Genomic DNA, 12,722 nt, shown 5'->3' with positions numbered 1-12,722 from the left:
GAATCACATGAAACAACTTAAATGGCTTGCCGCCAGTGCGCTGGCCGGATCCCTCGCCCTCTCAATGACCGCCTGCGGCGGAAGTCCCGCAGCCCCCGGCGGAGAGAGCAAACCCAAAGTCGGCGTCATCCTCAAGACCGCCAACGCGTACTTCAACGCCATGAGCGATGGCATCAACGCCATGCCCAAGGATGGCATCGACTTCCTGGGCGTGGAGGCCCCCGGCGACGGCAAGGACGCGCAGCCACAGATCACCGCCATTGAAGGCATGGTCACCCGCGGCGCCAACGCCATCGCTATCGCACCCATCGGGCCCCAGGTCCAGCCGGCCCTGGACCGTGCCGTCTCGCAGGGCGTGAAGATCGTCCTGATCGACAACGACCTCCCGGGCTGGAAGGGCGCCTCCAGCTACATCGGAACCGACAACCTGGCCGGCGGCACCAAAGCCGGCAATTACATCAACGAACAGCTCAAGGGCAAGGGCACGATCGCCGTTATGTCCGGCGTCCCCGGAGTACCCGCACTGGACGCCCGCGTCAACGGAGTCCTCGACGTCCTCAAAACGACCGACATCAAGGTCGTCAACACCCTCTCCACCAACTGTGACCAGACCAAGGGCGTTGACGTAATGCAGGCCTTCGGATCCGCCAACCCTGAGGTGGACGCCATCTACAGCGCCTGCGGCCCGCCCGTCCTGGGCGCCATCGAAGCCCGCAAAAAGTCCGACCCGTTCAAGGAGAACCTGCTTCTGGTCGGTTTCGACGCCCTTCCCGATGAAGCAAAGGCCATTCTGGCGGGCACGCAGACGGCCAGCATTGCCCAGTTCCCCAAGAAGATGGGCACCACGGCTGTGACGACGGCCGCTGCTGCCGCGCGCGGGGACAAGGTCGAAGCCCGGATCGACACCGGAACCGAGGTTGTCACCAAGGACAACGCCCAAAAGTTCACCTCCTTCCAGTAACCCGGAAACGGAGTACGCGCAGTGCCGGGTCCTCGATGTGAGCGGCCCGGCACTGCGTGGCCGCAGGCGCACAGCCCGAACGGACCGACACCGGCAGCATCCGGAGCGGGTAACGCCCTTCGGGAAATCATCTCCATCCAAACGTATGTGCATCACGACGGCGCCCCCGCGCGTTGAAGAATCGAAGGATTATGACAGCAGACCATTCCCTCCGGGACAGAATTTCCGCCGGAGACTGCCTCTACGGGCTCATTGTAAAAATGCCGAATCAGCCCATGGTTGAAATGGCCGGTTATACCGGTTTCGACCTGGTCATGATCGACACCGAACACGGCATGGCCGATGATTCGGCGCTGGAAAACCATCTGCGGTCGGCCAGGCTGGCCGGCGTGTCAACGCTTGTCCGCCTCGGCCACAATGATCCGCTCCTGATCCTGCGCGCCCTCGATGCCGGCGCCACCGGCGTCGTCGTTCCCCACGTATCCACCGCCGGGGAAGCCGCTGCCGCGGTCGCCGCCGCACACTATCCGCCCATGGGCACACGGGGCCTGGCTGTCAGTACCATCGCCGGCCACCACGGAACGGTGCCGCTGAAGACCCACCTCGACGCGGCGGCGGCAACGACCTTCGTCGTCGCCCAGGCAGAAGACAAAGAAGCCTCCGCCAACAGTGCCGCCATCGCCGCCGTCCCGGGCCTGGACGCCGTCTGGATCGGCCCCAGCGACCTGTCCATGTCCCTCGGACTGCCGGGCCAGACCGCCCACCCGGTCGTCGCGGCCGCCATCGAGCGCATAGCCGACAATGTCACCAGCTCAGCGGACTGCGCCCTGTGCGTCATCGCGGACTCGACCGAAGAGGCAGCCTCCTGGGCACAACGCGGCGCCAGGATCATTCTCTTCAACTCCACCAAACTCCTCGCCGACGCATTCCGCGGCGCCGTGGGCAGCGCCAGAGACGCTGTTCAGGCGGCGGATGCCGGCCCGGGGATGTCCACGAGTTCCCTCACATAATTGGTCGCATCGGCGACGAATAACAAAACGAAGTCTGGAGTATCCAATGGCAGTTTCGGTACCTTTCGATGAGCAGTACCTCGAGGACCTTATGGAGGGAGCGGGCATTGATGCCCTGCTCGCCACGACAAAACACAACGTGCAGCATCTGCTGGGCGGCTACCGGTTCTTCTTCTTCGCTCATGCTGACGCCACCGGGGTCAGCCGCTACCTTCCCGCCGTCGGAATCGTGCGGGGCAAACTCGATGACTCCTTCTACATCGGAGCAGGCAACGAGGACTGGGGAACCGCGGGCGGAGCAATCTGGGTATCCGATATCCAGAACATCAGCTGGACCAGTATCGACACGGCCCGGGCCGCAGCGGCGGCTCTGGAGAAGCGCGGGCTCGCCCGCGCCACAATTGGGGTTGAGAAGTCATTCATCCCCGCGGACGCCCTCGACACCCTGCGCGAGCTCCTTCCCGCAGCGACATTCGTGGAGGTCCATCCGGTTCTGGAATCCCTTCGCGGGGTCAAGTCCGAGAGAGAACTTGAGCTGGTCCGTATCGCGTCCCATGGCATCATCGATTCAATGCAGGCCTCGTTCGGCCTGGTCCAACCCGGAATGACCAAACACGACATCGCCGAGATCTTCCGCCTCGAGCAGACCAGGAGAGGCCTGTTCTACGAATACGCCCTGGTGACTCTCGGCGGAGGATCCATGAACCGGTCCCCGTCCTCCGATGTGTGGCGCTCAGGCACCAGCCTGTCGATCGATTCCGGGGGCATGTACGAGGGATACATCGGCGATCTGTCCAGGATGGCAATTGACACCGAGCCCACCGCGCGACAGACCGATCTGCTGGCACAGATCGAAACCGTGCAGCAGGAGGCACGGACCGCTGTCGCTGCAGGCAAACGCGGCGGCGACATCTTCGTTACAGCGCTCGACACGATCTCGAAGCTGCCTGATGGTGCCAACATGAAATTCGTCGCCCATGGAATGGGCCTGATCACCCACGAAGTTCCCCGGCTGACCTCAACCGGACCCGTTCCCTATTTCGGGGCGCATGCGAATGATCCGTTGAAGTCCGGCATGGTCCTCTCCATCGAGTCGTGGTTCGAGGACCACGAGTCCGGATTCATCAAGCTCGAGGACACATTGATCGTGACCGACGACGGCTGGGAAGCTCCCGGCGACTCCGCACGCGGGTGGAACCGCACCGGCGCAGGCCTCTAGCCCACCGGTGGTCCGTCCGGAAAACACCGGACGGACCGCCGGACCATTAACCCAGGCGGGAACGGTCCGCGAGGCCCCGCCCGGACGGCGTTCTTGTAAACAACTGATGCGCATAAGGAAACTTCAGGCTATGATGGCTGTCACACCCGCCGATCAATCCTCGAAGGAGAGGCTCATCTTGAAAGAGCTGCGCATCGAAGCCAACGGCAACCTTGGCCCCATCGATTCATCCCGTATCCCGCGCTATGCCGGCGCTGCAACCTACGCCCGCCTGCCGCGCCTGGACCAGGTGGCCAAGGCTGACGTGACGGTGGTGGGAGTGCCCTTCGACTCGGGTGTTTCGTACCGCCCCGGCGCCCGTTTCGGGTCCAACCACATCCGGGAAGCGAGCCGCCTGCTCCGGCCCTACAACCCGGCCTGGGACGTCAGCCCATTCGAAAACATCCAGGTGGCCGACGCCGGCGACATGGCGGTCAACCCGTTCAACATCAACGAAGCCATCGAAACCATCCAGCAGAATGCCCTGGACCTCACCGCGGCCGGCAGCAAGCTGGTGACGCTCGGCGGGGACCACACCATCGCCCTGCCGCTGCTCCGCGCGGCTGCCGAGCGGGCTGGCGGACCCATTGCCATGCTGCACTTTGACGCCCACTTGGACACCTGGGACACCTACTTCGGCGCCGAATACACCCACGGCACCCCGTTCCGCCGGGCCGTTGAGGAAGGCATCCTGGACACGGAAGCGATCAGCCACATCGGCACTCGCGGCCCGCTCTACGGCAAAAAGGATCTCGACGACGACCATCGCTTCGGGTTCGGCATCGTCACCTCCGCGGACGTCTACTACCAGGGCGTCCTGGAGACCGTTGCCAAGGTCCGCGACCGGATCGGCAACCGCCCGCTCTACATCTCCGTGGACATCGACGTCCTGGACCCCGCACACGCGCCGGGCACCGGAACCCCCGAGGCCGGCGGGATCACCAGCCGCGAACTCCTGGAGATCATCCGGGGCTTCCGCGGCATGAACCTGGTGGGCGCCGACGTCGTCGAGGTTGCTCCTGCATACGACCACGCCGAAATCACCGGCGTGGCAGCCAGCCATGTGGCCTATGAACTGATCACCCTGATGGCGGACAATGCTGTTGAAGGTGACCGGTTCGGGACCGCCAACGGCTACGCCGCCCAAGCTCTCGGCCAAGAAGCCCGCCAACCTGCCGGTTTCGCCGCCGGAACCAAGGAATAGCCACCATGATTGATTTCGATCCGGGCACAGCAGCACCTACCAAGGGGACCAGCCAGCGCAACGGCGGGGACCTCGTCGTCGAAACCCTTGAAGCGCTCGGCGCCAAGACCGTCTTCGGCATCCCGGGCCAGCACGCGCTCGGCCTGTTTGACGCCATGGGCCGCGGCAACCTGCACTTCGTGTCCTCCCGCGTGGAGAACAACAGCGCCTTCGCCGCGGACGGGTACTCCCGCGCCACCGGCGAAGTGGGCGTGCTGTTCCTGTCCACCGGACCCGGTGCACTGACGTCCCTGGCCGGCCTGCAGGAGGCCTACGCCACGGGTGTGCCCATGGTGGTGGTGGCCAGCCAGATCCCGCTCGAAGGACTAGGCGCCCGCCGCAAGGGCATGCTGCACCAGCTCGATGACCAGAAGGCCTCGGCCGCGAACGTCACCAAGAGCCAGCGCCTGATCCAGCACGCGTCCGGCATTCCGTCGGCCATCCAGGATGCCTGGACCGAAGCCATCTCCTCGCCGCAGGGCCCGGTCTGGCTGGAAATCCCGCAGAACGTGCTGCTGGATCCCATCATGGTGCCCCCGGTGGAGGACGCGCTCGCCGAAGCAGCGGACAACCCGCCGCGCGTGGAGCTGGTCCGGGAAGCAGTGAAATGGCTGTCGACGGCGGAACGTCCCGCCATCATCGCCGGTGGAGGTACCCGGCGGGGCCGGGCCGAAAAATCGCTGCTCTCGATTGCCGAAAAGCTGCGGGCGCCGGTCATCTGCACTCCTGGCGGCAACGGCGCGTTCCCGTGGACCCATGAGCTTTCTCTGCAGTCCTGGATCGAGGACCGGCATATGACGGACCTCCTGGAAGATGCCGACGTCCTGATTGTCATCGGCTCGTCCCTCGGTGAAGTCACGTCCAACTACTTCACGTTCGCGCCCCGCGGCCGCATCATCCAGATCGACGCTGAGCCGCGCGTCCTCGAATCGAACAGCCCCGGTCTGGGTATCCGTGCCGACGCCGGCCAGGCCCTCGCCGCCCTCGACGAGGCCCTGATTGCGCCCGTCGACACCATCCGCAGCTGGCACGGGACCGCCCCGGAGGACCTGGTGAAGGACTCGCTCGCCAAGGTCAAGGCACGGCTGGAATCCCAGGACCTGGGCAAAGAGCTGAAGTTCATGGCCGACATCCGCGAAGCCGTCCCCGCGGACATGCAGACCTTCTGGGACATGACCATTTCCGCGTACTGGGGCTGGAGCTGCTGGGATGCCCGGCAGGGCCAGTTCCACTCGGCCCAGGGTGCCGGTGGCCTGGGCTACGGCTTCCCGGCAGCCATCGGCGGCGCCGTCGGGCTGGAAACAGTCGGCAAGCCCGGCCGGGTCCTCGCCGTGTCCGGTGACGGTTCATCCATGTACTCCATTTCCGAACTCGCCACCGCCAAGCAGCACAACATCCCGGTCACCTGGCTGATCGTGGACGACGGCGGCTACGGCATCCTGCGTGAATACATGGTGGGCGCGTTCGGGAAGGCCACGGCCACCGAGCTTGCGCGCCCCGACTTCGTCAAGCTCGCCGAAGCATTCGGTGTGCCGGCCACACGGGTGGCCCCCGAGGACGTCGGGGACGCGCTCAAGGCGGGCTTCGCGGCGGACGGACCCAACGTCGTCGTCGTCGAAACACTGCTCAAAATGTTCGGCCCCACCCACCTGGACGACTGAACACCCAGCACCAAAGCACCCGCTCCACCACAGCCCCTGCTCTACCACAGCCCCCGCTCCACCACAGCGCGAGAGGACACTTGAGGCCCCATTCCAAAGGGCCCCAAGTGTCCTCTCGCGCTTTAAGAGCTGGGTTACGTCATCCGGCGGCAGGATCCCGACGACGGCCGCGCCCAGTTGGTTGCCCTGTCGCCGGCCGGCGCTGACAAGCTCCGGAAGATCGAAGAGCGCCGCACGGCCACGCTGCAGGAGTACCTCAGCGATTGGAGCCAGGAGGATGCCGAAGACACGGCACTGATCCTGACAAAACTCTCGGAGTCCCTCAAGCATTCAGCCCGGGCACATGCACTCCCGGCACCTTCAACCGCGGCACCAGCCGCCGCACCCCAGAACCTCCAGGAGCACTGATATGTCGAGCCAACCCGCCGCACCGCCCTTGGCTATGACGCACCGCCAGATCATGGAAGCCCTGACCGGGCTCCTCGCGGCGTTCTTCACCGCCATCCTCAGCAGCACCATCGTTGCCAACGCGTTGCCCACCATCATGTCCGATCTGCACGGCACCCAGACCGACTTCGCCTGGGTGATCACCGCCGCCCTGCTGGCCAACGCCGTCACCACCCCCATCTGGGGCAAGCTGTCCGACCTCTTCAACAAGAAGCTCCTGGTCCAGCTGAGCATTGTCATCTTTGTGGCCGGCTCCGTCATGGCCGGACTCTCCGAGACCATCCCGCTGCTGCTCACCGCCCGCGTTATCCAGGGTGTTGCCATGGGCGGGCTCACCGCGCTGGCGCAGGCCATCATCGGCACCATGATCCCGCCGCGGGACCGCGGCAAATACTCCGGCTACATGGGCGCCGTGATGGCGGTAGGCACTGCCGGCGGCCCGCTGCTGGGCGGATTCATCGTGGACAGCCCGCTGGGCTGGCGCTGGACCTTCTTCGTCTGCGTGCCGCTCGCCGTCGTTGCGCTGATCCTGCTCCAGATCACCCTCGAAAATCGAGCGCATCAAGCGCCACGTCAAGATCGACTGGCTTGGCTCCATCCTGCTGACCTCGGGTGTCAGCCTGCTCCTGATCGGGGTTTCCTTCGCCGGCAACCCCGCCTACTACGACTGGGTCTCCTGGCAGTCGGCCGCCATGGTGGGCGGCGGTGTGGTTTTGTTGGCCCTGCTGGTGCTGGTGGAATCCAAGGTGGAGCAGCCCATCATCCCGCTGAAGATCATCTCCGAACGCACCACCGCTTTGGCCATCATCGCTTCAGTGGCCGTGGGCATCGCGATGTTCGGTTCAACAACCTTCCTGGGCCAGTACTTCCAGGTGGCCCGCGGCGCCACGCCTACCGAAGCCGGGCTCCTGACGCTGCCGATGATCGCCGGCAACCTGACCGGCTCCGTCGTTTCCGGTCTGCTCATCAGCCGCACCGGAAAGTGGAAGGGCTACCTGATCGGCGGGTCCACCCTGCTGATCGGCGGCCTCGGCCTGGCCGGCACCATGGACCCCACCACCGAACTGTGGCAGGCCGGGATCTTCACGGCCATCCTGGGCGTGGGCCTCGGCATGCTGATGCAGAACCTGGTCCTGGCAGTGCAGAACACGGTCCGGGCGTCAGATATCGGCTCGGCCAGCGCGTCTGTTGCCTTCTTCCGTTCGGTGGGCGGCGCAATCGGTGTGTCCGTGCTCGGCGCCGTCCTCAGCAGCCGGGTCAGCGAACTCGCCACGCAGGGCCTGGCAGCGGCCGGCATCCCGGTGGCGGGCGGGTCGGCCGGAGCCAGCATGGACCTCGTTGACATGCCCGCACCGGTCCGCGAGATCATGCGCGCCGCTTACGGCGACGCCACCGCCGAGGCCTTCCTGATCTCCGCCGGCGTTGCGGTGGTAGCCCTGATCTCGGTCCTGTTCATCAAGGAGCGCCCGCTGCGGCGCACCGTTGACATCCAGCCGGAGGCCCAGTCAGGGGCGGGGACGGGCGTCGGCGCCGACGCAGGCGCAGACGCTGAAAGCACGACGCCGGAACTCGCATCCGCGAACCGCTGACCGACGCGCGACCGCTGACAGACGCGCGAACGGACACTTGAGGCCCCACGGATCCGGCCGCAAGTGTCCGTTCGCGCAGGTGAGTGGGGAGGAACGTGTGGGGGAGTACGCCGATCGGATGATATTTACCGTAGATGTTTCGCCCGGGCAACGGATTTCGTAGAGTGGGTAGGCTGAGAAATGTCAGCCCCGTCTGTTACCACTTATCCTCATCGTTTCGCGCTCTCTTCCTAAGGATTCACGGGCATGCTCCTCACCCTCATACGGCGCTACTCCAAACCGTACATGCCATACATCGTGGCCGTCGTTGTGTTCCAGCTGGCGTCCACCATCGCAGCGCTCTACCTTCCCAGCCTCAACGCCCAGATCATCGACGAAGGCGTTTCCCGCGGGGACACGGATTTCATTTGGCGGACCGGGTCCGTGATGCTGCTGGTGGCCATTGTCCAGGTGGGCACCGCCATCGCCGGCGTTTACTACGGCTCCAAAACGGCCATGGCCGTGGGCCGCGATCTGCGCCGCGGGGTGTTCCGCAAGGTCACCAGTTTCTCAGCCAAGGACGTGAACACGTTCGGCGCCCCCACCCTCATCACCCGCGGCACCAACGACGTCCAGCAGGTCCAGATGCTCGTGCTGATGGGACTGAACTTCATGGTGGCCACCCCCATCATGTGCATCGGCGGCATCATCATGGCGCTGCGCGAGGACATCAGCCTGTCGTGGCTGGTCTGGGTCTCCGTGCCCGTGCTGATCGTGGTGGTGGGCTACCTGGTGGTCCGGCTCATGCCCCTGTTCCGTTCCATGCAGAAGAAGATCGACCGCATCAACGCGGTCCTTCGCGAGCAGATCATTGGCATCCGCGTAGTCCGCGCATTTGTCCGCGAACCATATGAAACCGAGCGTTTCGGCGTTGCCAACAAGGACCTGACCGACGTCTCCCTGAAAATCGGGGCCCTGTTTGTCCTGATGTTCCCGGCCATCGGCATGATCCTGCACCTGTCCACGGCCGCGGTGCTGTGGTTCGGCGGCCAGCGCGTGGATTCGGGCGAAATGCAGGTGGGCGCCCTGACCGCCTTCCTGCAGTACCTGCTCCAGATCCTGATCGCCGTCATGATGGGCACGTTTATGGCCATGATGATCCCGCGCGCCTCCGTCTGCGCGGACCGCATCGGTGAAGTGCTCGACGTCGAACCCTCCATCCACGATCCCGAACGTCCTGAGACTCCCGCCACGCTGGCCGGGGTAGTGGAATACCGGAACGTCACCTTTGCCTACCCCGGTGCCGAGACGCCGGTGCTGAGCAACATCAGCTTCACCGCCAAGCCGGGCGAGACCGTTGCCATCATCGGTTCCACCGGTGCAGGCAAGACCTCGCTGCTGGCCCTGCTGCCGCGCCTGTACGACATCGCCGAGGGCGAAGTCCTCCTGGACGGCGTCTCCGTCAGCAACCTGGACCGTGCCGAGATCACCAAGCGCGTGGCCCTGGTACCGCAGCGGCCGTACCTCTTCTCGGGCACCATCGAGCACAACCTGCGCTTCGGCAAGACCGAGGCCACGGACCAGGAACTCTGGGACGCGCTGCAGATCGCCCAGGGCGAGGGCTTTGTCCGCGAGAAGAAGAACGGACTGAACGCCCGCATCGCGCAGGGCGGCACCAACGTCTCCGGCGGCCAGCGGCAGCGGCTCTGCATCGCCCGGGCGTTGATCACAAAACCCAAGGTCTACCTCTTTGACGATTCGTTCTCGGCGCTGGACGTCGCAACCGATGCCAGGCTCCGCGCCGCGCTGAAACAGACCACCGCCGACGCCACAGTGATCATCGTGGCCCAGCGGATCTCCACCATCACCGACGCAGACCAGATCCTGGTCCTGGACAACGGCCGGATCGTGGACCGCGGAACGCATGAGGAACTCCTGGAAACCTCACCCACCTACCAGGAAATTGTTGAATCCCAGCTGAGCGTGGAGGAAATGGCATGAGCGCCGCCAAGAACGTCTCGACAGGCTCGACCACCGAAACGACAGGCTCGACCACCGAAACGAACCCGGATTCCGTAACTCCGGAAGACCTCCTGGAGGACGACGATTTCTTCGAGGAGGAATACAAGCCCTCCGAGGCCGACGGCGACATGTTCGGCGGCATGCCCGCCAAGAAGGCCGAGCACTTCTGGCCCTCGGCGAAGCGCCTGCTGGGGCTCCTGAAGCCTGAGGCTGTGGGCATTTACGCCGTGGTGGCCCTGGTGGTGGTCTCTGTGGTCCTGAATGTCATCGCCCCCAAGATCCTGGGCCAGGCCATGGACGTCATCTTCGGCGGCGTGGTTGGCAAGCAGCTCCCCGCGGGCGCCAGCAAGGACGAGTTCGTGGAAGGCCTGCGCCAGCAGGGGCAGGACAACTTCGCGGACATGGTGTCGCGGATGGAGCTGGTTCCCGGCACCGGGATCAACTTCCAGAAACTCTCAGTCCTGATCGCCATCGTGCTGCTGATGTACTTTGTGGCCAACATCTTCCTCTGGCTGCAGGGCTACGTGCTGAACCGCATCGTCATGAAGGTGATCCGCCGGCTCCGGGACGACACCGAAAAGAAGCTGAACCGGCTCCCGCTGAACTACTTCGACACCCGCCAGCGCGGCGACGTCCTCTCCCGAGTGACGAACGACGTCGACAACGTCCAGCAGGCGCTGCAGCAGGCCTTCGCGCAGCTGATCAGCTCGCTGCTGACAGTGATCGGCATCGTCATCATGATGTTCATCGTCTCCTGGCAGCTTGCTCTCATCGCCCTCGTGGCGTTGCCGCTGTCCGGTGTGGCTGCCGGCCTGATCGGCTCGCGCAGCCAGAAGCTCTTTGCCGCCCAGTGGAAGAACACGGGCGAGCTGAACGGCCAGATCGAGGAGTCCTTCTCCGGGCACGATCTTGTGCGGGTCTTCGGCCGTGACGCTGACATGCTGGAACGCTTCGAAGAGCGGAATGAGGCCCTCTACAAGGCCAGCTTCGGAGCCCAGTTCGTCTCCGGCATGATCTTCCCCGTCATGCAGTTCGTTTCTTACCTCAGCTATGTGGGCATCGCCGTCGTGGGTGGCCTCCGGGTGGCCTCGGGCTCGATGTCCCTGGGCGACGCCACGGCGTTCATCCAGTACTCGCGCGAGTTCACGCAGCCGCTGGGCCAGATGGCCGGCATGGCCAACATGCTGCAGTCCGGCGTCGCGTCCTCGGAGCGGGTCTTTGAATTCCTCGACGCCGATGAGCAGGACTCCGAGACCGCCACCGAGCACCTGCCGGCCAAGACCGACGGGCATGTGGAGTTCAAGGATGTCACGTTCAGCTACACCGAGGACAAGCCGCTGATCGCAAACCTGTCCTTCACGGCAGAACCCGGGCACACCGTGGCAATCGTGGGTCCCACGGGGGCCGGCAAAACCACCCTGGTGAACCTCGTGATGCGCTTCTACGAGCTCAACTCCGGGTCCATCACCCTGGACGGCGTGGATGTCACGCACCTGAGCCGGTCCGAGCTGCGGTCCAAGGTGGGCATGGTGCTCCAGGATGCGTGGCTGTTTGGCGGGTCCATTTACGACAACATCCGGTACGGCAACCTGGACGCCACCGAGGAGCAGGTCATGGCAGCCGCCAAGGCCACCTTCGTGGACCGCTTTGTGCGCGCCCTGCCGGAGGGCTACGACACCGTGATTGATGAAGAAGGCAACAACGTCAGCGCCGGTGAGAAGCAGCTGATCACCATCGCCCGCGCATTTGTGGCCAACCCGTCGCTGCTCATCCTGGACGAGGCCACCAGCTCCGTGGATACACGCACCGAGCTGCTGGTCCAGAAGGCCATGGCGGCGCTGCGGACGGACCGCACCAGCTTTGTGATCGCCCACCGGCTCTCCACGATCCGCGACGCCGACACCATCCTGGTGATGGAGAACGGCAAGATCGTGGAGCAGGGCAACCACAAGACGCTGCTGGCGGCTGAGGGTGCCTACTACCGGCTGTACATGTCCCAGTTCGCCGGTTCCGATGTTGAGGAAACCGTTGTGGACGATTCGACGGCGGTCCACAGCTGAGCGCGCTGGGAACCGGAGCCGCCCGGCGCATCGAGGTCCTGGTCCCGATGCGCTGGGGCGATATGGACGCCTATGGGCACATCAACAACGTCCAGATTGTCAGGATGCTCGAGGAGGCCCGGATCGCAGCGTTCGGGCCTCCCCGGGGTGCCGGCCTGCCCGGCATCGAACCGGAAGTGTCGCTCTTCAACGACGTTCCGGAGGGAACTCTGGCGCTGGTGGTGGACCACAAGATCCGCTACGTCAGGACGTTGGAATACCGCAATGTCCCGGCAGTGGTCCAGGTGTGGATCGGCGCGGTGAAGGGCGCCAGTTTCGACATCCACTACGTGGTGCAGGACCCGGTCACCCGGGAGGAGTGCGTCCGGGCCAGCAGCCATCTGGCGTTTGTGGACGAGGCCTCCGGCCGCGTCCTGCGCCTGACGCCGGAGCAGAAGGAGCGGCTGGCCCCGTTCACCGTTTGAGCCGTTCACGTTTTGAACCGCACGGCGC

The 12,722-nt window shown here is 64.8% G+C and carries 9 protein-coding genes and 1 pseudogene; all 10 read left to right on the top strand.

What is annotated here, in order from left to right; genetic code table 11:
* Positions 1 to 7 precede the first annotated feature (7 nt).
* The 10 genes and pseudogenes from NG698_RS06360 (at position 8) to NG698_RS06315 (ending at position 12,694) form a co-directional block, all read left to right on the top strand.
* The gene (locus tag NG698_RS06360; protein ID WP_252608884.1) at positions 8 to 961 is read left to right on the top strand and encodes a sugar ABC transporter substrate-binding protein; all 954 of its coding nucleotides are present in this window, start codon (positions 8 to 10) and stop codon (positions 959 to 961) included.
* A 191-nt stretch (positions 962 to 1,152) separates the two neighbouring features.
* Entirely contained in the window at positions 1,153 to 1,971 is an 819-nt protein-coding gene (locus NG698_RS06355) for an HpcH/HpaI aldolase family protein (RefSeq protein ID WP_256470834.1), read from the top strand.
* A gap of 46 nt (positions 1,972 to 2,017) precedes the next feature.
* Positions 2,018 to 3,190, top strand: coding sequence for a M24 family metallopeptidase (locus tag NG698_RS06350; RefSeq protein ID WP_252599392.1), 1,173 nt, complete (start codon positions 2,018 to 2,020; stop codon positions 3,188 to 3,190).
* Between the two features lie 178 nt (positions 3,191 to 3,368).
* Positions 3,369 to 4,433, top strand: coding sequence for an agmatinase (gene speB, locus NG698_RS06345; RefSeq protein ID WP_056347317.1), 1,065 nt, complete (start codon positions 3,369 to 3,371; stop codon positions 4,431 to 4,433).
* Positions 4,434 to 4,438: 5 nt separating this feature from the next.
* Positions 4,439 to 6,133 carry a thiamine pyrophosphate-binding protein gene (locus NG698_RS06340; RefSeq protein ID WP_252599391.1) on the top strand — a complete coding sequence of 565 codons (1,695 nt, stop codon included), beginning with the start codon at positions 4,439 to 4,441 and terminating at the stop codon, positions 6,131 to 6,133.
* Between the two features lie 343 nt (positions 6,134 to 6,476).
* Positions 6,477 to 7,184 (top strand): annotated as a pseudogene (locus tag NG698_RS21935) (MFS transporter); the annotation flags it as partial.
* On the top strand, positions 7,132 to 8,169 hold the full coding sequence (locus NG698_RS06330) for an MFS transporter (RefSeq protein WP_374210085.1): 1,038 nt from the start codon (positions 7,132 to 7,134) through the stop codon (positions 8,167 to 8,169). The pseudogene NG698_RS21935 and the gene NG698_RS06330, both read left to right, overlap by 53 nt.
* Positions 8,170 to 8,415: 246 nt before the next feature.
* The gene (locus tag NG698_RS06325) at positions 8,416 to 10,149 is read left to right on the top strand and encodes an ABC transporter ATP-binding protein (protein WP_058929912.1); all 1,734 of its coding nucleotides are present in this window, start codon (positions 8,416 to 8,418) and stop codon (positions 10,147 to 10,149) included.
* The gene (locus NG698_RS06320; RefSeq protein WP_374210084.1) at positions 10,146 to 12,230 is read left to right on the top strand and encodes an ABC transporter ATP-binding protein; all 2,085 of its coding nucleotides are present in this window, start codon (positions 10,146 to 10,148) and stop codon (positions 12,228 to 12,230) included. The genes NG698_RS06325 and NG698_RS06320 overlap by 4 nt, the downstream gene beginning before the upstream one ends.
* Before the next feature lie 47 nt (positions 12,231 to 12,277).
* The gene (locus tag NG698_RS06315) at positions 12,278 to 12,694 is read left to right on the top strand and encodes an acyl-CoA thioesterase (RefSeq protein WP_056346767.1); all 417 of its coding nucleotides are present in this window, start codon (positions 12,278 to 12,280) and stop codon (positions 12,692 to 12,694) included.
* Positions 12,695 to 12,722 lie beyond the last annotated feature (28 nt).

Source organism: Pseudarthrobacter raffinosi, from assembly GCF_023913735.1.
GTDB classification, from domain to species: domain Bacteria; phylum Actinomycetota; class Actinomycetes; order Actinomycetales; family Micrococcaceae; genus Arthrobacter; species Arthrobacter raffinosi.
The sequence above is the reverse complement of the archived record's forward strand: the minus strand, read 5'-3'. Positions and strand labels throughout refer to the sequence as shown.

Bases quoted from the DNA above. Each gene is read 5' to 3' on its own strand.
- NG698_RS06355 (WP_256470834.1), top strand. From the start codon at position 1,153: ATGACAGCAGACCATTCCCTCCGGGACAGAATTTCCGCCGGAGACTGC.
- NG698_RS06350 (WP_252599392.1), top strand. From the start codon at position 2,018: ATGGCAGTTTCGGTACCTTTCGATGAGCAGTACCTCGAGGACCTTATG.
- NG698_RS06315 (WP_056346767.1), top strand. From the start codon at position 12,278: ATGCGCTGGGGCGATATGGACGCCTATGGGCACATCAACAACGTCCAG.
- NG698_RS06340 (WP_252599391.1), top strand. From the start codon at position 4,439: ATGATTGATTTCGATCCGGGCACAGCAGCACCTACCAAGGGGACCAGC.
- NG698_RS06360 (WP_252608884.1), top strand. From the start codon at position 8: ATGAAACAACTTAAATGGCTTGCCGCCAGTGCGCTGGCCGGATCCCTC.
- NG698_RS06320 (WP_374210084.1), top strand. From the start codon at position 10,146: ATGAGCGCCGCCAAGAACGTCTCGACAGGCTCGACCACCGAAACGACA.
- NG698_RS06325 (WP_058929912.1), top strand. From the start codon at position 8,416: ATGCTCCTCACCCTCATACGGCGCTACTCCAAACCGTACATGCCATAC.